Raw genomic sequence first — 26,973 nt, 5'->3', positions numbered from 1 at the left:
ATAGAATTCCATATGTGATCTAAGTCTTGTTTTTGCCCTTGGAGAGTCTCAGAGAAGCGAGTCTCCTGATTGTTAACGCTTCAATACACGTAACGCACGGCCAGCAGTGTAAGGCGTAGCCAAAGTTTTATGATAAACAAGTGTATTTAAGCGATTTTTAGTATTAAAACTAAGCAATCTACCGTCTTTCGCACAAATTCTAGTCAAACGATTTAAAAAAATAAAAATAGTGTTGACTCGATCGCTCGAATCCGTAGAATGCATCCCGTACCCAAGAGAGTGCAGCTCAAAAGGGGGGTGAAAAAGCTTAGCTTTATTCACAAATGAGGCGCCTTGGCAGAGTGGCTATGCAGCGGATTGCAAATCCGTGGACCTCGGTTCGACTCCGGGAGGCGCCTCCATTATTCTTTTGAGAGTGAATGGCTTTCGAGAATAAATGCGACACTAGCTCAGTTGGTAGAGCGCAACCTTGCCAAGGTTGAGGTCACGAGTTCGAACCTCGTGTGTCGCTCCAAATTTTATTGATATGGCGTTAGCGGTATCAGATGGTGTTTTACTTTTCTGTAAAGGCATCACAAAGAATATTTGTGTGCCCTGGTGGTGGAATTGGTAGACACAAGGGATTTAAAATCCCTCGACGTTCGCGTTGTGCCGGTTCAAGTCCGGCCCGGGGCACCATCTCATATTAAATGCGACACTAGCTCAGTTGGTAGAGCGCAACCTTGCCAAGGTTGAGGTCACGAGTTCGAACCTCGTGTGTCGCTCCAGGTTTAAGGCCCAGCATCAAAATGCTGGGCCTTTTTTGTATTTCTTAAAATCTTAAATTTCTTCTTCGCGATGTATTTCTTTAAGCACTGAGCTCCTTCAGCTTACTAACTTAACTCCTTGTTAATTTTAGCCATAGCAACGTCACTTCATGGCCATACCTATCCGACTAGTTTAAGTTTAGTCAATCAAAGTTCTGTGAATAAAGACTCATCGATTTAGGCTGAGCAGTAACGTAAATACTAGCTCTGTTAAATGCCTTGGATACTGAAAATAATGTTCTACGATTAAAGAGTGGTATGTTCATAAACCGTTTTGGTTCATGGCGCTGATATTGTAAGGATATTTGTTTAAATAACAGGTATTTGAGAAAAGAAGAAAAGCGTTGTAGATGAGTATGAATGTACAAATATCACTAGGGGGAACTTTGTTGTGATTTGCGTCACTGTTACTAATATGAAAAATCGTTGCCAGAAGATTTTATTTTGTGATAAATTCGCGCGCAATCTCGGAGCGTAATTAACAACGTTTGATCTCTGGGGGATACGCGTAGTGACCATTCAAGCTGATTGTGACACTGCGTAGGGTAGGTATCGGCAAAGCCTTTTGTCGATAGACGGGATACTAATGCTGTAAAAGCGGCATATTAATGGGAAACCCAACATTGAAACCTTTGAATAAACACACACTAATCAGCTTCATACTGCCGAAATGTCCTGTTTTACAAAACGGGTGCATTACAGAACCTTGATTAATCCCTTTTACATATAAAGTCACGAATATCGTGGCAGATGATCTGTATTTGTCATTTTGCACTGACAAATGCGGAGGGGTATACACACCTCCTGTAACTTCATTCCAATGATTATTAATACAGGATATAGAATTATTATAATTCAAGGGATTATGTAGTATGAGCACTGCCTTTGAAGTCGATAGCAATATCGCAAACATTTTTTCGTCTCAGGTTCCTATCGTTGAGGGAACGTATGACTTAACGCCAGATCAAGTATTGATTGATCAGGCTGAGCATGAATCTGAAGTACGTTCTTATCCACGTCGCTTGCCAATCGCAATCAAACAAGCTTTTGGTTGCTTGGTTGAAGATACACGTGGACAGCTCTTTTTAGACTGCCTTGCGGGGGCGGGCACTCTAGCTTTGGGGTATAACCATCCTGAAATCAACCAAGCTCTGAAAGAGCAATTAGATTCGGGTCTGCCATATCAGACGCTAGATATTGCAACATCAGCAAAAACGACGTTTATTCAATCTGTTAAATCTTTTCTTCCTCAAGAGTTAAGTGAGAACAGCGTTATCCAATTTTGTGGTCCGTCTGGAGCCGATGCAGTTGAAGCCGCGATCAAACTCGCGAAGCAGACTACTGGTCGCAACACCATGTTTGCTTTTCGTGGCGCATATCATGGTATGACTAACGGCACAATGGGCATGATGGGCAACCTAGGTACGAAAGCGCGTCGAACTGGTTTAATGTCAGATGTGCACTTTATGCCTTTCCCATACAATCTGCGTTGTCCATTTGGGCTTGGCGGTGATGAAGGTGCGAAAGCAAGCATTCGTTATATCGATCGTCTTTTAAACGATGATGAATCGGGCATTATGAAGCCTGCTGCGATCATCGTTGAGCCAGTGCAAGGTGAGGGTGGTGTTGTTCCTGCGCCAGCATTCTGGCTGCGAGAGTTACGTCGTATTTGTGATGAACACGGTATCTTACTGATCTTCGATGAGATCCAGTGTGGTGTTGGTAAAACTGGCTACAATTTCGCATTTGAAGAGTCGGGAATTGTTCCAGATATCCTGTGTTTATCAAAAGCTATTGGCGGTGGCTTACCAATGTCGCTATTGGTTATCAACAAGCAGCATGATACTTGGAAGCCGGGCGAACACACAGGTACGTTTCGTGGCAATCAGTTAGCCATGGTCTCTGGTGCGAAAGCATTAGAAATCATCCAGCGTGACAATCTGGTTGAGCATGCCAATATTGCGGGCCAGTATTTGCGCTATGGTCTTGAAAGCATTCAAAAGCGCGTGAACTGTATCGCAGAAGTACGTGGCAAAGGCTTGATGCTTGGTGTGGAGATTAAAAATCCAAACGGTGAGCTCAATAAATTTGGCGAACCTCAAGCGGATAGTGAACTCACTCTTTCCATTCAACGCGCAGCACTTGAGCGTGGCTTGATCGTTGAGAAAGGCGGACGTGAAGGTGCAGTAATTCGCTTCCTTCCTCCTCTTATCATCTCGTTTGAGCAAATCGACTTTGCTTTACGTGTATTTGAAGACGCGATTTTAGCAGCCGGCGGTAGTCACATCGAAACTCAGCCACAAGATGAATGGAAGAAGCATTTCATCCACACTGGAGAGTTGGGCAGCAATGAGTTTGCTTCGGTGATGAATCACACTACGACAGCAATGAAATCAGTGTTTGAACAGGTTGCTGCACCATACTCAGGTATGGATCCAAAAGCATTGGAAGCAGCGATCCATGCTGTTGATCTTGACAATAAAAATGCGCCTCTCAAAACGGTTATTGATGATGCAGCCGAGTTGGTCGCGAAAAACGCGATTTTTACTCAACATCCAGATTGTATCGCTCACCTTCATACTCCACCGTTGATGCCTGCTATTGCCGCAGAGGCAATGATTGCGGCTTTGAACCAATCAATGGACTCATGGGATCAAGCTTCATCAGCGACTTATGTTGAACAGAAAGTTGTGAACTGGCTATGCGATAAATACGAGTTAGGTGAAAAAGCGGACGGTATCTTCACGAGCGGCGGCACGCAAAGTAATCAAATGGGTTTGATGCTTGCGCGTGATTGGATTGCTGACAAACTCAGTGCGCACTCAATTCAAAAGCTTGGCCTTCCTGAATACGCAGACAAGCTGCGTATTGTATGTTCGAAAAAATCCCACTTCACGGTTCAAAAATCAGCGTCTTGGATGGGATTGGGTGAAAAAGCGGTTATGACCGTCGATGCTAATGCCGATGGAACGATGGATGTCACTAAGTTAGACGAAGTTCTAAATCAGGCAAAAGCAGAAGGTTTGATCCCATTTGCAATTGTCGGCACAGCGGGCACAACGGATCACGGTGCTATTGATGACCTAGACTTTATCGCCGATATGGCAGCGAAACATGACATGTGGATGCACGTCGACGGTGCATACGGTGGAGCTCTGATTCTAAGTAGCCAAAAAGCCCGTCTGAAAGGTTGTGAGCGTGCACACTCCATCAGCGTAGACTTCCACAAGTTATTTTACCAAACCATCAGTTGTGGTGCGCTGTTGGTGAATGACAAGTCTAACTTTAAATTCCTGCTTCATCATGCAGACTACTTGAACCGCGAACACGACGAACTACCGAACTTGGTGGATAAGTCTATTGCTACAACTAAGCGTTTTGATGCGCTAAAAGTGTTTATGACGATGCAAAGCGTGGGGCCAAAAGCCCTAGGTGATATGTACGATCATTTACTTGATCAGACGCTTGAAGTTGCGGACATGATTCGAGATAACAAACACTTTGAGTTGTTGGCTGAACCATCACTATCTACGGTTCTGTTCCGCGCGACACATGAATCAGCGGATCTTGACGAACTGAACAAAACGTTGCGCTTAGAAGCGTTAACACGCGGTATCGCGGTATTGGGTGAAACCATTGTCGACGATAAAACCGCGCTTAAATTTACGATTTTGAACCCGTGTCTGACGACGGCGGACTTTGAATCTTTGCTCTCAAAAATCAATACGCTAGCGGCAGAGCTAGTTTAACAAAGGTAACGGAAAACTATGGCAATTCTACAGATTGGTGCAGGCGGCGTTGGCTGGGTAGTTGCACATAAAGCAGCACAAAACAACGACGTTCTGGGTGATATCACAATCGCATCACGTACCGTAGGTAAGTGTGAGAAAATCATCGAATCGATTCAGAAGAAAAACAATCTGAAAGATTCAACTAAGAAACTAGAAGCTCGTGCGGTAAACGCGGACGACGTAGATTCTTTAGTTGCTTTAATTAAAGAAGTGCAGCCTGACTTAGTGATCAACGCGGGTCCTCCTTGGGTGAACATGTCTATTATGGAAGCATGTTACCAAGCTAAAGTGTCATACCTTGATACATCTGTTGCGGTTGATTTGTGTTCTGAAGGCCAACAAGTACCTCAAGCTTACGATTGGCAGTGGGGCTACCGTGAGAAGTTTGAAGAGGCGGGTATCACAGGTATTCTTGGTGCTGGTTTCGATCCGGGCGTAGTATCGGTGTTTGCTGCATACGCGGTGAAGCATCTGTTCGATGAAATCGATACTATCGACGTAATGGATGTAAACGCAGGTGACCACGGTAAGAAGTTCGCAACTAACTTTGACCCAGAAACGAACATGCTTGAGATTCAAGGTGATTCCTTCTACTGGGAAAACGGCGAGTGGAAACAAGTACCTTGTCACTCACGTATGCTTGAGTTTGAATTCCCGAACTGTGGTTCACATAAAGTGTACTCAATGGCGCACGACGAAGTTCGATCTATGCAAGAGTTCATCCCGGCGAAACGCATTGAGTTCTGGATGGGGTTCGGTGACCGTTACCTAAATTACTTCAATGTGATGCGTGACATCGGTCTACTCAGCCCAGATCCACTAACGCTGCACGACGGCACGGTTGTTCAACCTTTGCACGTGCTTAAAGCGTTGCTGCCAGACCCAACATCTCTCGCACCTGGTTACACTGGCCTAACGTGTATCGGTACTTGGGTTCAAGGTAAGAAAGACGGTAAAGAGCGCAGTGTGTTCATCTACAACAACGCAGATCACGAAGTTGCATACGAAGATGTTGAACACCAAGCTATCTCATACACCACTGGCGTACCTGCGATCACCGCGGCTTTGCAGTTTTTCCGTAGTAAGTGGGCAGACAAAGGCGTGTTCAACATGGAGCAGCTAGATCCAGACCCATTCCTAGAAACCATGCCATCGATTGGTCTAGATTGGCATGTTCAAGAACTGGAGCCAGGACAACCTGTTATCCATAAATTGAAGTAAGAATTTAGCGACTCTTATTTGTACGTTTAAGCCGATGCACTTGCGTCGGCTTTGTTCGATTTTATAGTGCCTTTGCTAAAGCGAAGGGACGTAAGGTATCAAAATGCAACAAAACGAACTAAAAACGCCATACTTCATGATCAATGAAGACAAGCTGATTGAGAACCTAGAGAAAGCAAAACAGCTAAAAGACATCTCTGGTGTGAAGCTTGTATTAGCACTGAAGTGCTTTTCAACATGGGGTGTATTCGACATCATCAAGCCTTACCTAGACGGAACAACAAGTTCTGGCCCGTTTGAAGTGAAGCTTGGCTACGAAACGTTCGGTGGTGAGACACACGCATACAGTGTGGGTTACAGCGAAGATGACGTTCGCGATGTGGCGGACATCTGTGACAAGATGATCTTTAACTCTCAGTCACAGCTAGCGGCTTATCGTCATATTGTCGAAGGTAAAGCATCGATTGGCTTGCGACTAAACCCAGGTGTGAGCTACGCAGGGCAAGACTTAGCAAACCCTGCTCGTCAATTCTCTCGTCTTGGTGTTCAGGCTGATCACATCAAGCCGGAAATTTTTGATGGTATTGATGGCGTAATGTTCCACATGAACTGTGAGAACAAAGACGTGGATGCGTTTATCGGCTTACTCGATGCTATTTCAGAGCAGTTTGGTGAGTACCTAGATAAGCTGGACTGGGTAAGCATGGGTGGCGGCGTGTTCTTCACATGGCCGGGGTACGACATCGAGAAGTTGGGTTTAGCGCTTAAAGCATTCTCAGAGAAACACGGCGTACAAATGTATCTAGAGCCGGGTGAAGCGATCATCACTAAGACAACCGATCTTGTCGTAACAGTGGTTGATATTGTGGAGAATGTAAAGAAGACGGCGATTGTCGATTCGGCAACAGAAGCCCACCGTTTGGATACGCTTATCTACAACGAGCCAGCGTCAATTCTTGAAGCATCTGAAAACGGTGAACATGAATACGTGATTGGATCGTGCTCTTGTTTAGCTGGTGACCAGTTTTGCGTGGCGAACTTCGAACAGCCTCTCGAGATCGGACAGCGTCTGCACATTCTAGATAGTGCAGGTTACACCATGGTGAAACTGAACTGGTTTAACGGTCTACGTATGCCTTCGGTTTACTGTGAACGCTCGAATGGTGACATTCAAAAACTGAATGAATTTGACTACTCTGATTTCAAACGTTCACTATCTCAGTGGTCGGTGAAATAAAACGTATTGAGTATTAGAACGACAAAGAGCAGCTGAATTGCTGCTCTTTTTTATTGGGGAAGCGTTAAAGGTATGCAGTTAGCTTTCTACAATTACACGAGTGTCTTCACTCAGAGATTCTAACTCATTAGCCACGTCCTCAATCTCTAGCTCGCTAGGCAATTTAATCGCCATTTTTGCGCTGAATAAGCTGGAGCTTACCCCACCGCCGCCTGCAATGAATACGCGTTGGCAATCCATATCTAGAATTGAAATGCCTTGATTATCGAGAACGTGAGTAATTTCATTCACAATACCTGCTCTATCGTTGGCATCTAAGCGAAGCTGAAAGATAGTGTCTTCACGATGCGAGTGAGGATCCGAGTCAACGAACCTAACCACAAGAGTTTGACATGAAGAGAACGCCTCTTTAACGATGTCGGCATTTTCTCTTGGAAGCTCTACTTTGATGACACCTGCAACTTGATCTTCAATAAAGTTTACTTTGCTTATCAGCCATTTACCGCCATTTTCATGAGTAATTGCTGCGAGTTCTTTGATAGTTGCGGGTGACGCTTGTCCGACAAAATTAACAATAAATACGGTGTTCATAATGTCCCCTCCTGGAATAAGGTTTGGACGCAGTACGAATAAACGTGCTACTTAAGTTATTGGAATAAATCCTTTTATTTAGTGTAGGTGCTAGGAGAGGGTTATGTTTGATGAAAGTCAATTTTTGACACTAATTCGTGAAGCAAATAATTAAAACGATGTTTAGGGCACAAAAAAGCAGCCATCATAAGGCTGCTTTTCTACTGAGTATCAACTCAAGTCAAGGCTAAAATGTTACTTTTAGTTCGACACCGTAAAATTGGCTGTCGTAGTTGGCGCCTGCGTCCATTGCGAATTTTGCGACGTCTTGATTACCAAACCAAGGTGATGAATTAAATTGTAGCTCTGCACTACCGCCCCACGCATCGGTTACCCAATAATGGATATGCCCAACAGGGTTTAGGAAGAAGAGTGATACATCACCGACGGTTTCAGAGCCCATGACTTCGCCGCCGTTTGCTACAATATCTTGCTCAGCAGTGAGCATCATTTCGCCAACCACAGCACCAAAGAATGGTGTGATAAAAATATCCTGCCAAGATGGCACTTCTGCAAATGCCTCTACTCCGTACTCCCAAAAGAACGTTGACATGGTTGCGGAGTACAAGAACGACTGAAACTCGTTATAGCCAGCGTGGCGCGCGGCTGTGTAGTAAACGCCGCCAAAATAAGGGTGCATGATGTAGTTGAGGACATGTTCATCACGATCCCAAACAGGCCCGTCAGAGACATTATCTTTCCATTTTTGACCCAGCTTACTCATGTCTCGGTCTTCTTCGTCCCACTTAGTGATACTTTCTGGAAGGAAAGTCATCATACCAACGGTTGCGATACTCAAGCCAAGAATGGTGTAGGTTTGACCCATGAGGTAATCCCAGTCTTTATCTTGAGGGATAATGAGATGTTTAGGCTGAAGCCCTGCATCAAGATTTAATGAATCATCATCATTCTGTTCAAACATAAGACCGCGATTTTGAGACTCGAAGGTGTACAGAGTCGTCGTTTCGCAGTAACCTGACAAGCAATCAGGTGTGTAAGAAAACTCCGTATGACTGGTCATATCGTACTGACTTGCGTGCGCAAGCGCTGACGAAGTCAAGAAAAGGCCAGTTAGAGTTTTCTTGAACATGGATGATTTTGACACAAAGGTCTCCGAGTTGATGGTGTGATGATCGGGCTCGCAATTATCCCTCAAAACATCAACCATTTAAATACTTGATCCTTATTTAGTCCCAATATATCTCGTCGAGATTCGTCCAAATAAAAAGAAAAATAAGCACTATAACGAATAATAGGATTGTGCTTATGTTCAGGAGTCAGTTGTGAAAATAGCAATGCTTAGTACCGGTGAGGAAGTGCTCCACGGTGATATTGTTGATACTAATGCGGCATGGTTGTCTAGCCTGTTTTATCAACATGGATTTGGCTTAACAAAGCGCTCAACGGTTGGTGATAGCCTGTCGAGCTTGGTTGAAGAGTTTTTAATGTTGAGCTTCAACAATGACGTGGTGATCGTGAATGGTGGTTTAGGGCCAACGACCGATGATATGAGTGCGGCCGCCGCCGCGAGAGCTGCTGAGTGTAAACTCGTGCTTTTCAAAGAGTGGTTGCAGCATCTAGAAAGTTTGTATGCTCGACGTGGCATCCCAATGCCAGACAGTAACTTAAAACAAGCCATGCTACCAGAAACGGCTGAGATTCTGGATAACCCGATAGGCACGGCCTGTGGTTTCAAGATGCTGATTAATGATGCCATTTTTTATTTTACGCCGGGTGTGCCAAGTGAATTTAAGCTTATGGCAGAGACGCAAATTTTGCCTGATCTGAGAAGAGCTTTTCCGGAGGTGCAAGGTTCATGTTGTAGTCGAATCTATACGTTCGGCCTTTCCGAATCCGGCATCTCGGACAAGCTTGATCAGCTAAAACTTCCTCAAGGGTATGAGCTTGGTTATCGCTCTTACTTACCTTTTATAGAAGTGAAACTCTTTGGCCCTTCTGAACAGTTTGAACAACGTTTGAAGTTGGTACAGATGATCAATAAGCATCTTGAAAGCAATACCGTTAGTATTGATTTACCTATGGTTGAAAATGTCGGCCAGCTGTTGATGGATAAAGAGTTAACCGTGTCGGTTTCCGAAAAAAGCAGTGGTGGATACTTAACTTATTGGTTAAATAGTGATGAAAACGCTGAAAGGCAACTTGGACATGGTTGGGTACTACCAAGCCAGACTCAAGCGATGAGCAACAGCGGAGACCCATTAGCAGAAACGTTTGCTCTGGCAGGAGCGACGCGAGAGAAGTGTGGGACGGATTTATCACTCGTCACTGGCCATATTGAAGAGGGTGTTTTTTCCGTCGCTTTATCGACACCGTCAGGCGAGTGGGGAGCATTATATAAACTCTCGAAAAAGTATCCGCGTAATGACCAAGTTAAAGTGATCAGTACGGCAGCACTAGACTTGTTGCGTCGCTACCTAGAACGTAAACCGATGTTTGCACATTATGCATTTTTAGAGAAAGTTAAAGAGATGCATCTCCCAGGTAGTGCTTTATAACCAGAGACCTATAACAGCCTGAGAGATAAAACACGTAGATACAAAAAAGCCAAGGTAATCACCTTGGCTTTTGCGTTTTATACCGTCGAGTCACGTTATGCGCGCTGCTTTTCTTTCATCGCGTAGTTAACGCCACTGAGTGACAAATCCGATTTTGCTTTACAGATACAAGGTAATATCTCATCACTTTGCGTGTAAGCCATGGCAAAACCAACATACTCCACTTCACCAGATTCCAACTTGCAGCGACAAGCGCCACAGTGCCCATCACGACAGTTGTATTCTGGTAATAAGCCACCTTGCTCCATTGTTTCCAAAATTGTATTGGAAGGGTTGGATTCAATACTGATGAGTTTGTTGATTTTGAGTGTTGCCATTACAGCTCGAATCCTTCGAAGTCGTCTGCGCGAACTTCATTGTCAATTTGACCCACAAGGTAAGAAGAAATTTCCGCTTCTTGAGGTGCAACTTGAACGTTATCTGAAGACAACCAAGCGTTAATCCATGGGATTGGGTTGGTTGTTGCTTCTGGATAAGCTGCAGGTAGACCTACTGCTTGCATACGGATGTTGGTGATGTATTCAACATATTGGCTTAGGATGTCTTTGTTTAGACCGATCATCGAGCCATCTTTGAATAGATACTCTGCCCACTCTTTTTCTTGCTCAGCCGCTTCTTTGAATAGGTCAAAACAGTCTTGTTTTGCTTCTTCTGCGATTTGCATGAAAGTGAAATCATCCTGACCGTTACGTAGCAGGTTGATCATGTGTTGCGTACCGTTCAGGTGAAGCGCTTCATCACGTGCAATCAGTTTGATGATTTTCGCGTTACCTTCCATTAGTTCGCGTTCTGCGAAAGCGAAAGAACATGCGAAACTTACGTAAAAACGAATCGCTTCTAGAGCGTTCACAGACATCAGACAGATGTACAGTTTCTTCTTAAGATCGTACAGACTAACCTTAACCGTTTCACCGTTAAGGACATGCTCACCTTCACCGTAGCGATGGTAATCATTCGTCGCTTGAATCAAATCGTCGTAGTAGTGCGCGATGTCTTTTGCACGCTTCAGGATGTGCTCGTTCTCAACGATATCATCAAATACCACAGCAGGGTCGTTCACGATGTTACGAATAATGTGCGTGTAAGAACGAGAGTGAATCGTTTCAGAGAAAGACCAAGTCTCAATCCAAGTCTCTAGTTCCGGCAGAGACACAAGCGGCAGCAGTGCCACGTTAGGGCTACGACCTTGGATAGAGTCTAGAAGCGTTTGGTACTTCAAGTTAGAGATGAAGATGTGCTTCTCGTGATCTGGCAGTTTGTTGTAATCGATACGGTCGCTAGATACGTCTACTTCTTCTGGACGCCAGAAGAAAGAAAGTTGTTTCTCGATAAGCTTTTCGAAAATCTCAAACTTTTGTTGGTCGTAGCGTGCAACGTTTACTGATTGACCTAGGAACATTGGTTCCTTCAACTGGTCATTCTTTTTTTGGTTAAAAGTACTGTAAGCCATAATGCCTCAATTCCTTTTAAACCTCCCCATAAGGGGAGGTTATCGATAGTCTGTCTTTACGGAGTGTTAGGTGCGGGTAGATTAAATCTTGTTATGCTGCGAGTTTTGAATGTAACATCGAGTGGGTGGGTCGGTTTCATGTCATTCAGCCCATATGCAACAAATAATTAAACCTATCCAGCCTACCTCTTACAACCCTATAGCAGCAAGGTAATGTATAATGTTCTCATTGTAACATGAACCTCACCCATAATATAAACATAATTTGACTAAAATCAGATTTAATCTCTATCAGGTATGTTACACAAATGTCGATGAGGACAAACGTCAGTATTCGTCAGTCAATAGGACAAAATGTTACATGTTTGAAGTTAGAAAAGTGCTGAGCTAGAGATAGCACTATTTCTAGGAGTCATGGAACTAACTTGCTTCATGATTTTAAGATGTGACTGCTGTGATATGCTGTTTGCGCAAGATTTTACAATTTCAGTTAGCCGCACGCTTTTTGACCTTCCCATCACCGTTCGCAAAAACGTGACGTCAGTGAGGAGGTTGGTGTCATAGAGGAAGCTGATCTCGCCATTAATGGATTAGTGATTCTTAAGCCATTAAATAGGTAGGTTTACTTAGTCTATATTGTATATTTCTACGGAAAAATGTTATCGCTTCTTCTCAAAAACAACCAAGTTTTTAGAAAAAAGCTCAGTAATAGATTTTAGTAAGGGTTTTATAACTGGAACAATAATGCTAAAAATTTAATTCTATACTAGCTGATTTTATAACCTCAATAGAACCATTAATATCATTAAATTCTACGTTTAAAGTACTACGATAAAGCTCATTAATATCCTCAGAAGTACAGTTTGTATTTAGAGTTAAAAGTGAGCCATCTCGTTTTTCTCTATAAATATAATATTTTCCTAAACTCGATTGGTACGGCAGTGTTAATAATGTGAAGTTATTGTTTTGACTATAATTTCGCAGGCTTGCACCTGTCATTTCACTCATATCATTTCTATCGGCGGATGATATTATTAGGTAATCACCGCTTTGCAATTCGTCTGGAATAAATGTTTCTATTAATTTTCCTTTCTTAACGATAAGATTATATAATAGCTTTGTATGTATATCTTTCATAATATATGAATGCTTAAAAGAAAAATGAGTCCCTGTATCTTCCATGAAATCCTTGCGCTCGAAGGTTTCTTTGTATTCATATTTATGTTTACTCTCTTTTTTACTTTTTTCATAGAATTTCAATAAAGGCATCAGAGCCAGACTATTTAATTCTGATTCAATAAATTCTTGTTCAAATCTCTTTGTTTGATGTCTAGATATAGGTTGCTTTTCTTCAATGTATTTGATTTTATCATTTATATTTTCAATTAGAGAATCTAGAGTTTTTAACGAAGATTCGTGAATGCTATAAGTCTCATTATGTAAGTTGTGAAAGTCACAAAATGCATAAGCATAATTTTCGGAATTAGCATAATACCTAGCCTTTTCCAACTTCTTCTTACATGAGTTAACTTCTCTAAGCGTTAAATTACTTAGATCTATTTCCGTTTTATCTAATTCATCAAAGTTAGGTGTTGTATCCCCAATTTTGTGAGAATATATTTGCTGCATAATTAATAATGGAATGGATTTTATATAGTTAAGGTCATCTTTTCTTACACTAGATAGGTGCTTGAATGACAGAGAATTTACCAATGATGAAATGATTTCGCTATATGAATTAGGATAAATCCGTGTCCCTAGCATATGGACATCAGTACCAGAAAAGTCGAAATAATTGAGGCATAATAAAATCTCTTTCCAATTGTGTTTTTCTGATAACCTTGATATTGCACGTATTCCCAGAGCTTTGGCTAATGAGATACCTAGTCCTTTGATGAATTCTTGCTTTATGTCATCGATAAGGCTTTCAAGTTTAGCCGTTTCTTCTATGTTTGCACTTTGGAACCAATTACTATTTTTGATATCATCTAAGAAGGTTAGAACTTCTTCATGGAATTCACCTGTTCTCTCTATTAGAAAGTCTGATTCAAATTTTTTTATTATATGTTTTACATCTTTAAACTTATTGTCGGGATAGGGAGTTTCTTTCCATAAATATTCAGACATTAAATGGTACATTTCATCAGAAAAATAGCTGTCAAAGTTGTGTATATTTCTATAGTTTTCCATTAAAACACATACCAGTTCTGGTTTTTTATCAATTAATAAATCCAGTAATGTTTTTACATAATTATCAATAAAATAAATAGTGGCAGGTTTTCTTATCAAGAAGATAGATACAGATACTAAAAAGTCAGCAGTAGATAAAGAATCTTCATTTCTACTAAGTTCTTTAGATGTTTCAAAGTACAAACTAGTCGTTGATATATTCTTCGAGTTGTTATTTTTTGATTCTAAGTAGTTTACTAACTGAAAGGCGTAAGAGTGCTGTGCTGTTAATATTTCTTCTTTATCACATTTATCGCTACGTGATATGATCTTGGGGAACTGTTCTAAAAAATAAGCGACGATGTCCATGTTTATATTATCTTCATTGTTTTTGCAACTATCATCAATGAATTTGATAATTTTACTGTGTGTTTTCTTTTGGATGCTAACTTTAGAAAATTCTATATTATACTGTGCTATCTGAATAAGCATATTCATTAAATCATATATTTCTTCTTGAATTGGCTCATTGGCTTTCGAATTTTTTAATTTATTAAATATATATTCTTCAACTAAAAAATCAGATTTTGTTATTTCATAAACCACTCTTAAAAAGGTGAACTCTCTATAGAGAAGTATTATTGACCAAGAGAAAAATAACATTTCAGTAATGATGAAATAGTCATTAATATTGTTTAGCTTTGAGTCTGCTACGGAAGATAGTAGGCTGTAAACAGTGAAGATAAGGATAAAAATAAATAGCTGTTTAATAAATCCTGTGATTTTAAAGCCTAAGATTTTTTCAACGGTATCGACATAAAAAGGAGAACCAAACTTCGATTTAACGCGATTGATCAGCTCTAGCGCTATAGGCATCGTGAATGCAGCGAAAGCAGTAAAAATGGCTATGAGTTGTGTGGTTAAAGTAATTTCATACATCCTAATAAATCCTAGACAGTTTCTGCTTTCCCTTTGGCACTAGTCAGTTGCTAATGCTTTACTTATAAATTTTGATATCTTTGTATGGCGGCTAAAAGCCTTTGAGATAAGAAGAGCTTCGTATAGAACCGACATATCTCCAACAAAAACGACTTGGTGCTTGGCTCTGGTTAACGCTGTATATATTAGATGTCTATCAATGACTCTAGACTTTTTAATCACAACGATTACACGCTCAAATTGACTACCTTGGCTTTTATGAACTGTTAGTCCGTATGCATGCTCTAAGTGCTTTAATTCTAATGGGTTTAATGTTACTTGTGTACCTTCAAAGTTCACAAAAACACCTTGATTGGTTGAATTAATTATCTTACCAATAGAGCCATTTCTAATCCCTTTGGAATAATCGTTTCTTGTATACATGACAAGCTCACCAACCCTCAAGGTGCTACCATTTATAGCGTGTTGTACTGTTCCATATTCGGTATCTGTAAACTCTATAGCATCTCCCTTGGAAAACTTGTCATGTATGAGCGTATTTAGGCTTAGAACGCCGCCTGAGGAGGATTTAATTGCAGACAAGAGAAGGACATCATTATTTTCACCGTTTCCACCTAATTCTTCGTATAGCCGCAATGATTCTGTCTCAATATCTGCGTTGCTACACTGAACGAAACTAACGCCTTGCCCAATACCTTTATAGGGAGCGAAAGGGATGGGTTCTCTCGTCATTGGATAGCATCTCACTTTGTTTGCTACCGTAGGTATGCCAGAGGCGTCTGACTGTCGCTTAACCGATGTCAGGTTAGGATTGAAAATATTTTCTACACCAACGAGAGCATGGAAAATAAGACCGATTCCGACTGGTGGTAACTGTTCTTCATCTCCCGTCAGTATAATTCTCCCATTACTTGGAATTCTTTTTAGTAATTGATATATAGAAAGAATATCTATCATGGACGCTTCATCAATGATGAATGTAGCATCCTCTGGAATGTCATCCTGATTGACGTGATACATGAACGCTGCAATTGTCATGGCTTGACGTCCTGTAGCCTCCGTAATTCTCATGGCGGCTTTTCCAGACAATGCCATCAAATAGATTTTGCTAGTCAGTTTTAAACTTTCCAATGCGAAACAGATAGCTTCAAGTACGGTTGTTTTGCCGCATCCAGCACCGCCTGTCAGGACAGATAGTCTGGCAGCAGTACAAATCGATACTGCATGTTGTTGCTCTTCAGTAAGCTCAAAACCAACTCGTGATTCGTATTGCGCAATAATGGCATCAATATGCTTGCTAACAATTGGATTTAATGGATATTTAGTAAGACTAGATATTATTGAAGCGACACCTGATTCAACGATATCCATGCTTCTGACCTGCGCTATGTCTTCGTCAACAATTACTTCTTTATCTTCAATCGAGATATCAATAGCTGTCAGGGCTAAGTCACCAATTTTTCTTCTTAGTTTCTGCCTTAATTCTGCAAGCGGTAGGCACGTGTTACCTGATTTGAATCCTTCATAAAGTGTTTCTTTTGCATACGCTACAAGGCGTTCTGGGGAGTCAGATTTAAAGCCAAGCCGATTTATTGCATACTCATCCAGGGCTTCTAAACTCGCCATAAACATTACAAGCACATAGGGATTAGCTTTAATCTTGTCATAAGCACTTAGCCCCCATATTTTTAAGACAGATTCACCCACATATGCTGGTACACCTAAGTCGTCTAATAGCTTTAGACAATGTAACTCTTGATACGCATTCAGACCATCGATCAACGTCTGAGCAACGTGTGCGCCTAAGATTGGGGTCAGCCTATCAGCATCATTATTAGCCGCAATTTGGTATAGTTCGTCGCCATAAAAGGACACTAGTTTTTCAGCCTTTACTCCACTTATCCCTTTGAATACTTTGGATTCTGACAGGAGTCTCTTTAAATTTTCGTTTGCAGCCTTAACAAAAGATATCTTTGTGGGTTTTATGACTTTTTCTTCCTTTGACGTGCCATCTTTCCACGTTATTTTTTGTTTTTCTACGGTGCCTTCGACATGCCAAAAATGCTTTTCTTTGAATATTGAAGGAGTGGGTGCTACATCAAATCCAGCTTTAATGACAAAACGCGTGGGACTATCACAAAGAGTTACAGCAGAAAATATAATTCCTCCCTTTGCCCCTTTACTACGAATGGAACGAATTTGCACATCACCAGAGAATTGCTCCATTACAAGCGTCCTGTTTCCATCATGTAGCTTTCAATCACTTCTAGATGCTTCAGTTTTTCTTCAGTTTTTTGAAGCTGAATTTTGGTTTCGCTAAGTTCTTGTTCTAGTGCAGCATTGCATTCCTGAGCAAATTTCAGAGTCTTTTTATCTACACTATTTGAGATAGCGGCAGATTTTTCACTTACCTTGTCTGTACCAGTTCTTGAATCCTTGGTGAGTATCCCTTTCTTTAATAAATCAGTGACGACTTCATCAAATTTTTCAATGATTTTAGAATTTTCATTAATTCTTTTCCTGTCAAAGCCACATTCTTTAGCGATAGCTTGTTTGTTCAAACTGTGATTGTCTCTAGAGCGATAATCTTCCCAATCTCCCTCAGATTCTCGCTCTCTCACAAATGTTATGAACTTTTGGTAATTAACTTCTGCTTGAGGATTCGCCATTAATTTTCCTTATGTTTTTTCAGCTTTGTCGGATAAATAAACTCAGGGTCAATACCTTGATCTTCCAGCATTTGATAACAGTCATTTAAGCGTAATTGAAGGGCTTCAATCTTACGGGTCAATTCCTGATTCGCTTCCTTTTGTGCTTCATACTTTTCCTTGTAGCCATCAATAGGCGTTGCTCCTTGCGAAGGATCTACGGTTTTATATCCTCGCAGAAATTCTCTGACTTCTTTATACCGCTTCATATATGGTGTGTTGCGATTCAAAGTCATACGAGTTACACCACATCTGTCAGCAATGTAATCATGTCCAAATTCGTGCTTATACTCTGGGTTTTTAATAAAAAACTCTAAACTACTCAGCGCAATAGTTTGCCACTCTGGAGCCTTACTCATCTTTTATATTCTCTGGATTAAATATTTGAACGATAGGAATTTTATGAGCTTCATTTTTTTCTGCGTTTTCATAGGCTTTTAGTGCAGCAATGCAACCGTTTATCGTGTCTATACAAAACTGTACATGTTGGTCTAGAGGTTCTTGGTTATTCAGTTTCAATGAAAGCTCATCGTAGTTTGGCAATAGCGCACTTAGCTGATTTTCATAATGAACCTTTGTATTGTGAATATTAACTAGAGCTTCTTTATCGGTTGGATCTATTCCAAAATGATTGCATGTTTCACCATCATTACCCCGTAGACACATCATTCCTTTTTGACACGGTGATACGTCTAAATCTCTGTCGCAAGTTCCCAAGGGGTGTAATGAACAGCAGACATGGTGTGATTTAGAGCTGTCTCTATTTCATCTAGCGAAACGTTATTATTTCTCATACGCTTTATGCGTCTGCCCAGAACATCATCGGGTGGATTTTCAGACATATACCGTTTACGCATTGCCTCAGCTCGTTCTTTCGCTGTTCGATGGTCGTAATGTCTTGTTTGTCCAGGCGTTCGCCCCATCCATAGGTCAATTGCTGATTCGTTTTTTCCCGCCCGAATTAGGGCTGTAGTAACCCAGTGGCGTATTTGATGTGAATTCAAAGAAACAACGTCACCGTTTTCATCTTTAATATCGTAGTTTTCGAATATCGTTTTATGGCGGCTTCCTTTTTCGTCATTGTTTATCCATCGAGTGTAAGCCCTATATGTCAAAGGACATGGAATTAAGCCATGAGATTTTGTCCCTGCGTCAAAAGTATCATTCTTAGCAATAAACAAAAATTCACTAAAAGGCATATCAATTGTATAGGAGGTTGATACAATCTCTTCTTTTGCATCAACGTTATCATTAGCTCGATACACCATCCTTTTGGTGTCTTCATACTCTTTCAAACAAAGTTTGCTAAGCTCTTCTTTTGAGATAATGACTCTTTGTCTTGCGGCTCTTTCGTCACCATACTTACACTTTAATTTACCGACAATTGATTGTGAGTATCGACCCTGGATAGCTTTACTTTCTCTCAACAAACTTACGGTTAGTCCCGAAACATGTATGTCACCACTTGTGCCTATTTCACTACGAGCAAAATGAAGATCGGGGTCATATCCATGTTCCTTGAGAGCATTCTCAAAATTCTCAGGTCGATCTGGAAAGGTAAATGAATTTATAAATGCTTGTGCACCTTCTTGCTCAACTTTACGAGCAAAGTCTCGGTGAGGCTTTGTTATTTCAAGGATTCTTGCATGGGCATCTACTATCACTTTTTCCCAAATTTTAGGGATAGACTTAGCGAAAGCAAGTTCCCCTTTTTCGACTGGCACTCTGAGGAAATAACGCTGTCTGTCTTCATCGAACCCAAGGCAATCTTTGTGAAGACGAAGTACTTCTCCGATACGTAGCCCTAGACCTTCCATAAAAGGTGTAGCTAGCAATCTAAGCTCATCATATCCATCTTTTGGTTGAAAGTATTCTGGTGTACCGCCTGATTCGACAAGGCGTTTAGCCGCATCAAATTTTTGTTTTATGCGCCCAAAGTACAGACCAATATCTTCAACATGTTTTTCTTTATGAGCTTCCTTTTTTGTATTCGTGGTTACGTCATTACGTTCCAATGCAGGGTTTTTCATGTTAACTTTAGGCACAAAGGTCTTACAAAAGCTCTTCTTAACTACAAAATTCTTGATAAAAGATACCGAGTCTTTATAACGCTCAAAGGTGCCTCTGGGCTTTTCATAATAGGTTTGTAGTAATGGTATTAGGGCATCAATTTTACTTTGATCCATTGATAGTAATGCGTTTTCATCAAAGTTTAGTGAAGTTCCTAGCCAGGCGATACGACTAAGTAAGCCTGGAATAGTTCGTTCATTTCCAGATTTGTGTTTTTTAATACTATGTAGTGTAAAAAGGCGATATATGTCTCCCCATATCCCTTGCATCAAGACGCTATCTTCAATTTTTGTATGGGAAGTAACGATTGCTCCATTTATATCAAGACATCCTCTAAAATAGATAGTGCGACCGCGATACTGCCAACCGCTCTCATCCCATTGACCTTTTATGGTTCCTTTCGACACTAATGTGTCGAAGTCAACTTGTGCTAAATTCCTCTCTTCATGAACACGGTCTATTAGTGTTTGTAGAGCCTTCTTTACTTTTTGAGAGCGAAAATCGATAGGGTTCATCGTTATTTTTCACCCCTCATAATTTTTTGAGCTTCAACAATTTGTAAAGCACCTTCATATGCTTCGCTTAACTGATGTTGAACCGCTCCTGTTGAATTATTTTTGACAAATTCGACTTCTTTCTCGATTACTTCTAGTTGTTTTTGATGATTAGCGTCCTTGAAGGGTCTAAAGCGGCTACAGCCATAGCAACTCACTGTTGGATGATATTCACATAAGGTCTTTTTTAAACACTTCCCAATAGAGAGAACATCCGATACACGAATTAGGCTACCTTCAAGATTATCGTCTTCATCGATAAAATAACCTTGCCATCGTAAAGCGGCATTTTTTAGAGCAGTAGATACTTCAAACGTATCATCGATAAAATCAATAAGATCTTGATTGTATTTAAAATAGTGCTGTACTGATGCTGTTGTTGAATGGTCTAGAGCTAACGCAACTTCTTCAGGTGTCTTGCCCTCCATCACCATGCGAGTGCCTAACGTATAACGGAAACGATAGGCGTTCATTTTAAGTAGATAAGGATTACCGTCTTCATCCCTGCAATACACAGACTTTAATTGCAATAGTTGAGGAATTTCAATGCCAAATGTGGAAGTGATTCTTTTTGAGTTGACATGCCATGCATAAGGAGCCAATAGCTTATGTTTTAAGAATTCACTATTAACTTTTTTTGCTTTAAATAATGGTCTCGGAAGTTCTTTACCGTCTGCATCCATTTCAACTAAGTTGGAATGGTCTTGAATTAATTGATTAATCTCTGCTGCTAACTCTACTGGCAATTCGCGAACAGTAAAGTTCCCTTCGGTTCTACGCAATTGTGCGGCACGCCCCTTTACTCGTGGGATCAGAATATACCAAGCTAGCTTCTTTTTATCGTAATAAATATCGTCTTCACGTAGTAAAGCTAGTTGTATAGGTCTAAGTCCAAATCTTTTGGCTAATCCAACTAAAACGCGAAACTCAGTCTTAACTTTTTCATCCTGTATTGCTGTTGTTATTTGAGAAATTTCTGAGCGAGTGAAGGGGCCATATTCATGATCTAACATAGATACGCGCTCTTTACGTCCAATCGCTTTAACCGCGACTTCAGAAACTTTTAGTTCTAACTCATCTGTAAAGCCCCAGTAATCATTGGCGATACCGTACTTAACAAATTGTCTAATAGATAAGAAAGCTCGCTGATTATCCTTATTTTTGAGGATAACTGAAGATAGTTTTCTGCCTAGTTCTTTCGCAAATTTTCTTTCATTTGAGTAGGTATCTTCGGTAAAGCTAATACCTTGTAATACGTTAAAACCTTCGGAGATATGATTAATTGAAGCTGGAGATCTTTCAATTGCTGTATCTATCCAACATTTAGCAGCGATGTAGTCGAGGTAAGTATCGCCAGAATAATGATCACTTAAGTTATAAAAATCATGGCCTTTACCTACGTTGATTAGCTGAATTCTACTCAACAAACGTCCACTTAGATCCCGTAACTGAACAGTTTGTCCAAAATAAGTTTCAATCTGAGATGGGAAAGGGTCACAATCACCATTTAAGCTTGAGACGAAATCATATACTTGAGAATAAGGATCAAATGAATCTTCTGATAAATATTGTGTAGCCGCATGCCCCATATTTATTCACTCTTTGCTAAATATTCAGATAGCTTTCTTTGTAGAAGCCCTTTTGTATAGTGCTTAGGCATATTACTGGTTGAAGACCAACCGCCCCAAGTCGTTAATGTATCTTGCATATCTCCCGATTTAGTCATTGGAGAGTTGGAACCTTCATAATCTTTATCAACGGCATCGCGAACTTCAATCCCTTTAGTAACTCGTAAGCGGTGAGGATGAATAGTGTTAACCAGTTCAGGCATTTTTCGATAAAGGCTGTCGATCAAATATGATAGCCCATCGGTAGTCATTGCTCCCCCATCTGATTTACTTACAAATAGGTAGTCTGTTAATTGATCATTAAATGGTTTACGTAGCTTAGGTCTATCTTCTTCAATATAATCAATAATTAAGTTCGACAAACCTTGAGATATGGGCAATTCTCGCCCTAAGGTTTTATGCGAAGCTCCGTCTGCTCGACCCCGAAAACTTTTACTGTTTTTATCTTCTGTGGTAATCACCACAGTTGGATTGGTTGTTAGTTTCAGATGCTCGTCGTTGTTTTTAATTAAAACTAGCTCAGCAGCACGGCAACCTAGCTCAATGAGTAATAGAATCGCACAAGCATTTCTTCTTTGAAGTTCTGGGCTAAAAGGGTTTACTTCATTAAAAAAGTCTATAGTCGAGGGTCTTACAATATCCCTAATTATGTTCACTTCCTCGACTGATAATGACTTAGCTTGGTTCGTATGGATTTCTATCTCTGTCTTGGAGTAGCGTTTTTTCCTAAACCGTCCGATCATCGCAAAAACATGTTTTTGTCGGTCATCCATACGTTCCAAGTCATTCAATCTATTAACATAACGAGAATAATGAAAACTTAAAAATTGTGATATAGAGTCAATTCGACGATTAAAGGTGGACGGTTTGACCACTACACCATCATCAACAGTGTAATTGTAATTCACTAATAGAGCTGAGCTTATAGCCGTAATTTGCCGATGGCTGAGAATTTTAATGGCTGCGGCATCTTCGAAAAATGAGGGATGATGTCTATCGACATACTCATAGAAAACAGCTAAGTCACGTAATCGCGCTTTTACTGTATTTAGCGGTTTGCTATGCCACAAATCGAATCCCCATAGCGCAGCCGATGGGAGTGGGCAGTCGCAATCCTCGGTATCAACCAGCATTGGAAGGAGTTGATTATCATATTTAGGGTGACGAATGTTTTTGACTTTGTATCTCATAAGCGATGTTACATATCCATGTAAGGTGAAATATCCTTATGGGTTTTAGGTTATATCTTAAATGTTACATATTCAAGTAGCGTGAAATATTTTCACTTTAAAATAAAAAAAAGGCGTCACAAGGACGCCATTATAAGTAATTGTTTAATAAAAACATTTTTTAGTTAACCACAAAAAATGTTACATATATAAAAACACACCAGTTATATCTTACAACCGCCGCCAGCACAATCGTCATCTTGTGGTTGAACAGCGTCTTTCTGTTCATCTTTTGCGCCATCACGAGTGTTATGGTAGTAAAGCGTTTTCACACCAAACTTGTACGCGGTTAGCAGGTCTTGAAGTAGTTTCTTCATTGGTACCTTGCCAGTCTCGTAGCGTGACGGATCGTAGTTAGTATTAGCAGAGATAGCTTGGTCAACAAACTTCTGCATAATACCCACAAGATGTAGGTAACCGTCGTTCGAACCGATGTTCCAAAGCAGTTCATAGTTGTCTTTAAGTTCAGTGAACTCAGGTACAACTTGCTTCAGAATACCGTCTTTCGAAGCTTTTACTGAAACATAACCACGTGGTGGCTCAATACCGTTAGTTGCGTTTGAAATCTGAGAAGAAGTCTCAGAAGGCATTAGCGCAGTCAGTGTTGAGTTACGTAGGCCGTGCTCCATAATTTCTTTACGTAGGCTGTCCCAGTCGTAGTGCAGCGCTTCGTCACAAATTAGGTCGATATCTTTCTTGTACGTATCAATCGGCAGTAAGCCTTTCGCGTAGTTCGTTTCGTCGAATGAAGGGCACTTGCCTTGCTCTTTCGCCAGTTCTACCGATGCTTTTAGTAGGTAGTACTGCATTGCTTCGAACGTACGGTGAGTCAGGCCATTTGCGCTACCGTCAGAGTATTTCACGCCATGTTTCGCTAAGTAATAAGCGAAGTTGATCACACCAACACCTAGCGTACGACGGTTCATCGTCGATTTGTATGCCGCTGGTAGAGGGTAATCTTGATAATCAAGCAGTGCATCTAGCGCACGAACAACAAGATCAGATAGCTCTTCGAAATCATCTAGAGACTTGATAGCACCAAGGTTGAAGGCAGAAAGCGTACATAGTGCGATCTCGCCCGAGTCATCTTCAACGTTAGTTAATGGTTTCGTTGGCAGTGCGATTTCTAGACATAGGTTCGATTGACGAACTGGCGCTACTTCAGAATCAAATGGGCTGTGAGTATTACAGTGGTCCACGTTCTGAATGTAGATACGACCTGTTGATGCACGCTCTTGCATTAGCAGAGTGAACATTTCAATCGCTTTAACCGTTTCTTTCTTGATTGAAGGATCGTTCTCGTACTTCACGTATAGACGTTCAAACTCTTCTTGGTTTTCGAAGAATGCGTCGTATAGACCTGGTACGTCTGAAGGTGAGAATAGTGTGATGTTGCCACCCTCAACCAAACGTTGGTACATCAGTTTGTTCAGCTGTACACCGTAGTCCATGTGACGAACACGGTTCTCTTCAACACCACGGTTGTTTTTAAGCACCATTAGGGAGCGAGCTTCGCCGTGCCACATTGGGTAGAATACAGTCGCTGCGCCACCACGAACACCACCTTGCGAACAACATTTTACTGCGGTTTGGAAGTATTTGTAGAACGGGATACAGCCAGTGTGGAACGCTTCACCACCGCGAATCTCTGAGCCTAATGCACGGATACGACCAGCGTTGATACCAATACCAGCGCGCTGAGATACGTAACGAACAATCGAGCTTGCTGTTGCGTTGATAGAATCAAGACTGTCGCCACACTCGATCAGAACACATGAGCTGAACTGGCGAGTAGGGGTACGCACGCCAGACATAATTGGCGTAGGTAGAGAAATCTTAAATGTCGATGTCGCATCGTAGAAACGCTTGATGTAATCAAGACGCGTTGCTTTTGGATATTTCGCAAATAGGCACGCTGCTACAAGAATGTATAAGAACTGAGCACTTTCGTAAATTTGGCCCGTTACACGGTTTTGTACGAAGTACTTGCCCTCTAGCTGCTTAACTGCCGCGTATGAGAAGTTTAGGTCGCGTTTATGGTCGATGTACGCATCAAGTTCGTCGAGTTCTGCTTTTGTGTAGTCTTCTAGAATATGTTGATCGTACTTACCCATATCGACGAGGCGAGACACGTGATCATAAAGCGTTGGTGGCTCGTATTGGCCATACGCTTTTTTACGCAGATGGAATACCGCTAGGCGAGCAGCTAGGTATTGGTAATCCGGAGTCTCTTCAGAGATCAGGTCTGCCGCAGACTTGATGATTGTCTCGTGAATATCTGTCGTTGTGATGCCGTCGTAAAACTGGATGTGAGCGCGAAGTTCTACTTGAGAAACCGAAACATTATCTAGACCTTCTGCAGCCCAAGTGATAACGCGGTGGATTTTATCCAGATCGATACTTTCTTTACGGCCATCACGCTTGGTGACGGTAAGTTGTTGGTTCATTCTGCTTTATTTCCCTAAGAAAACTGATAAAAGCCGTATTTTTGTTTGTTTATGTGCAATATGAGTAAAGCTTGCGGCGGCTTTGTGATCAAAGTCTATCTATATATTGTCGCTTAAACACAACATATAGGGGTTCATTTGTTTGCGGGTTACAAGATAGTGCTATTACACTGATTTATCAAGGTACAGATCGGGGATGACTTGTGGATAACTGACAAAATGAAAAAAATCAGTAAGTGAACACTAACCGATGAGAAAAGGGCAGACTTGAATGGTTAAAAGCACGGTTTTGAGATCGGTTTAGAAATAACCGCATGCAAAAATATTTTCCTTGATCTTTGGCCGTTTTTATCTACGAAAAATAGGTTGGTTAAAATGGAATCTAGAGCACGAATTTTAGGCATAAAAAGACAAAAAAAGCGGCAACTTTGTGCTACCGCTTTCGATTCATTTTCTACAAAAAATGTCAATCACAAAACGCATTTTTTAACATAACGGCGTTCAGTATTTTTTAGTATGAACGATGTAGTTTACATCTACATTACGGCCGAGTTTGTAACTGTCATTAAGAGGGTTGTAATGCAGGCCCGTAATGCCCATTTCCGTTAGGTCTGTTTGGTCTATCATCTTCATCATTTCGGCAGGCTTGATAAACTTCTCGTGCTCGTGAGTCCCCTCAGGAACAATCTTAAGAAGCTTCTCTGCACCGACAATAGCAAACAAGTATGACTTGATGTTTCGGTTCAAGGTTGAGAAAAACACGTGACCACCAGGTTTTACTAGCGCAGCACAAGAGCGGATAACGGAGAGAGGATCTGGAACGTGTTCAAGCATCTCCATACAAGTCACGACATCGTAAGTCCCTGCGTTTTCTATAGCGTGGTCTTCTATTGTGCTCTGAATGTAGGTCAGTTGAGTACCTGTTTCTAATGCATGTAGTCGTGCGACTTCTAAAGGTTCTTTGCCCATATCAAGTCCAGTAACAATAGCGCCTTCTTTCGCCATGCTTTCAGCAAGAATGCCACCACCACAGCCGACATCAAGTGCACGCTTGCCAAACAAGCCATTTGCTTTTTCAAGTACATAGTTCAAACGAAGTGGGTTAATTTGGTGAAGCGGCTTAAACTCGCCTTCTAAATCCCACCATCGAGAAGCCATGTCCTCGAATTTCTTAATTTCACTTGGGTCGACGTTTTGTGCTTTAGTCATAATTGGTTTTATTGCATTCAATCTGAGTCCTTTAGAGGGCGTCAGTATACTCCAACGTTTTATAACCAAACAACCTCGACGTGCTTAGTGAAGGGACATGACAGAGCTCACTGGTGCGGCAACAACAGGCTCCTGTAACTTTGAAAGGGCTTGCATGTTTTTGGTTCATCCTTGAACTAGTGCCAGTGACAATACTCTAAAACCGGCATTTTTGACGTTGTGTGGATATATTGGGATTAACGATTTCAACTAAGTTCCATACGTACAGAGTCCGATTTTGCTCAATATTGACCGAAATATAACCACTAA

The 26,973-nt window shown here is 41.1% G+C and carries 18 protein-coding genes and 4 tRNA genes; 8 read left to right on the top strand and 14 right to left on the bottom strand.

From position 1 onward, the window contains the following. Window positions 1-327 precede the first annotated feature (327 nt). The 7 genes from LIX84_RS06050 (at window position 328) to nspC (ending at window position 7,055) form a co-directional block, all read left to right on the top strand. A tRNA-Cys gene (locus LIX84_RS06050) sits at window positions 328-401 on the top strand. Between the two features lie 37 nt (window positions 402-438). Then, a tRNA-Gly gene (locus LIX84_RS06045) sits at window positions 439-514 on the top strand. Window positions 515-591: 77 nt separating this feature from the next. Next, a tRNA-Leu gene (locus tag LIX84_RS06040) sits at window positions 592-678 on the top strand. Window positions 679-691: 13 nt separating this feature from the next. Then, window positions 692-767, top strand: a tRNA-Gly gene (locus LIX84_RS06035). A gap of 911 nt (window positions 768-1,678) precedes the next feature. Further along, window positions 1,679-4,555 carry a pyridoxal phosphate-dependent class III aminotransferase gene (locus LIX84_RS06030; protein WP_226420903.1) on the top strand — a complete coding sequence of 959 codons (2,877 nt, stop codon included), beginning with the start codon at window positions 1,679-1,681 and terminating at the stop codon, window positions 4,553-4,555. Window positions 4,556-4,573: 18 nt separating this feature from the next. Further along, window positions 4,574-5,818, top strand: a complete 1,245-nt coding sequence (locus LIX84_RS06025) for a carboxynorspermidine synthase (RefSeq protein ID WP_226420902.1) — start codon at window positions 4,574-4,576, stop codon at window positions 5,816-5,818. A 103-nt stretch (window positions 5,819-5,921) separates the two neighbouring features. Next, complete coding sequence (nspC, locus tag LIX84_RS06020) at window positions 5,922-7,055, top strand: carboxynorspermidine decarboxylase (protein ID WP_005394797.1); 1,134 nt, start codon at window positions 5,922-5,924, stop codon at window positions 7,053-7,055. A gap of 78 nt (window positions 7,056-7,133) precedes the next feature. Here the strand turns inward: nspC and LIX84_RS06015 are convergent, their stop codons facing one another. After that, on the bottom strand, window positions 7,134-7,646 hold the full coding sequence (locus tag LIX84_RS06015) for a glycine cleavage system protein R (RefSeq protein ID WP_005394795.1): 513 nt from the start codon (window positions 7,644-7,646) through the stop codon (window positions 7,134-7,136). A gap of 226 nt (window positions 7,647-7,872) precedes the next feature. Then, the gene (locus tag LIX84_RS06010) at window positions 7,873-8,775 is read right to left on the bottom strand and encodes a DUF3943 domain-containing protein (protein ID WP_226421144.1); all 903 of its coding nucleotides are present in this window, start codon (window positions 8,773-8,775) and stop codon (window positions 7,873-7,875) included. Window positions 8,776-8,968: 193 nt separating this feature from the next. Here LIX84_RS06010 and LIX84_RS06005 point away from each other — a divergent pair, with 193 nt between their 5' ends. After that, entirely contained in the window at window positions 8,969-10,201 is a 1,233-nt protein-coding gene (locus tag LIX84_RS06005) for a CinA family nicotinamide mononucleotide deamidase-related protein (protein WP_226420901.1), read from the top strand. 95 nt (window positions 10,202-10,296) lie between these two features. Here the strand turns inward: LIX84_RS06005 and yfaE are convergent, their stop codons facing one another. The 12 genes from yfaE to ubiG form a co-directional block, all read right to left on the bottom strand. Continuing rightward, window positions 10,297-10,578 carry a class I ribonucleotide reductase maintenance protein YfaE gene (yfaE, locus tag LIX84_RS06000; protein ID WP_226420900.1) on the bottom strand — a complete coding sequence of 94 codons (282 nt, stop codon included), beginning with the start codon at window positions 10,576-10,578 and terminating at the stop codon, window positions 10,297-10,299. Beyond that, entirely contained in the window at window positions 10,578-11,711 is a 1,134-nt protein-coding gene (gene nrdB, locus LIX84_RS05995) for a class Ia ribonucleoside-diphosphate reductase subunit beta (RefSeq protein WP_005376818.1), read from the bottom strand. Before nrdB ends, yfaE begins: the two co-directional genes overlap by 1 nt. A 747-nt stretch (window positions 11,712-12,458) precedes the next feature. Next, window positions 12,459-14,819, bottom strand: a complete 2,361-nt coding sequence (locus tag LIX84_RS05990) for a hypothetical protein (RefSeq protein WP_226420899.1) — start codon at window positions 14,817-14,819, stop codon at window positions 12,459-12,461. 39 nt (window positions 14,820-14,858) lie between these two features. Next, window positions 14,859-17,045 carry an ATP-dependent DNA helicase gene (locus LIX84_RS05985; RefSeq protein ID WP_226420898.1) on the bottom strand — a complete coding sequence of 729 codons (2,187 nt, stop codon included), beginning with the start codon at window positions 17,043-17,045 and terminating at the stop codon, window positions 14,859-14,861. After that, window positions 17,045-17,488: a hypothetical protein gene (locus LIX84_RS05980; protein WP_078231366.1), complete on the bottom strand. Its 444-nt coding sequence runs from the start codon at window positions 17,486-17,488 to the stop codon at window positions 17,045-17,047. Before LIX84_RS05980 ends, LIX84_RS05985 begins: the two co-directional genes overlap by 1 nt. Beyond that, window positions 17,488-17,886: a hypothetical protein gene (locus LIX84_RS05975; protein ID WP_047725737.1), complete on the bottom strand. Its 399-nt coding sequence runs from the start codon at window positions 17,884-17,886 to the stop codon at window positions 17,488-17,490. The genes LIX84_RS05980 and LIX84_RS05975 overlap by 1 nt, the downstream gene beginning before the upstream one ends. Next, window positions 17,879-18,196, bottom strand: a complete 318-nt coding sequence (locus tag LIX84_RS05970) for a hypothetical protein (RefSeq protein WP_226420897.1) — start codon at window positions 18,194-18,196, stop codon at window positions 17,879-17,881. The genes LIX84_RS05975 and LIX84_RS05970 overlap by 8 nt, the downstream gene beginning before the upstream one ends. Before the next feature lie 23 nt (window positions 18,197-18,219). Further along, window positions 18,220-20,112, bottom strand: a complete 1,893-nt coding sequence (locus tag LIX84_RS05965; RefSeq protein WP_226420896.1) for a hypothetical protein — start codon at window positions 20,110-20,112, stop codon at window positions 18,220-18,222. A gap of 2 nt (window positions 20,113-20,114) precedes the next feature. After that, window positions 20,115-21,740 carry a hypothetical protein gene (locus LIX84_RS05960; protein ID WP_226420895.1) on the bottom strand — a complete coding sequence of 542 codons (1,626 nt, stop codon included), beginning with the start codon at window positions 21,738-21,740 and terminating at the stop codon, window positions 20,115-20,117. 2 nt (window positions 21,741-21,742) lie between these two features. Further along, window positions 21,743-22,969 carry a hypothetical protein gene (locus LIX84_RS05955; RefSeq protein WP_222133566.1) on the bottom strand — a complete coding sequence of 409 codons (1,227 nt, stop codon included), beginning with the start codon at window positions 22,967-22,969 and terminating at the stop codon, window positions 21,743-21,745. Window positions 22,970-23,172: 203 nt separating this feature from the next. Then, window positions 23,173-25,455: a class 1a ribonucleoside-diphosphate reductase subunit alpha gene (gene nrdA / locus LIX84_RS05950; protein WP_005394788.1), complete on the bottom strand. Its 2,283-nt coding sequence runs from the start codon at window positions 25,453-25,455 to the stop codon at window positions 23,173-23,175. 501 nt (window positions 25,456-25,956) lie between these two features. Beyond that, entirely contained in the window at window positions 25,957-26,664 is a 708-nt protein-coding gene (gene ubiG / locus LIX84_RS05945; protein ID WP_031780424.1) for a bifunctional 2-polyprenyl-6-hydroxyphenol methylase/3-demethylubiquinol 3-O-methyltransferase UbiG, read from the bottom strand. Window positions 26,665-26,973: the final 309 nt, after the last annotated feature.

The sequence above is a fragment of the Vibrio sp. E14 genome (assembly GCF_020515785.1).
Taxonomy (GTDB): domain Bacteria; phylum Pseudomonadota; class Gammaproteobacteria; order Enterobacterales; family Vibrionaceae; genus Vibrio; species Vibrio diabolicus.
The sequence above is the reverse complement of the archived record's forward strand: the minus strand, read 5'-3'. Positions and strand labels throughout refer to the sequence as shown.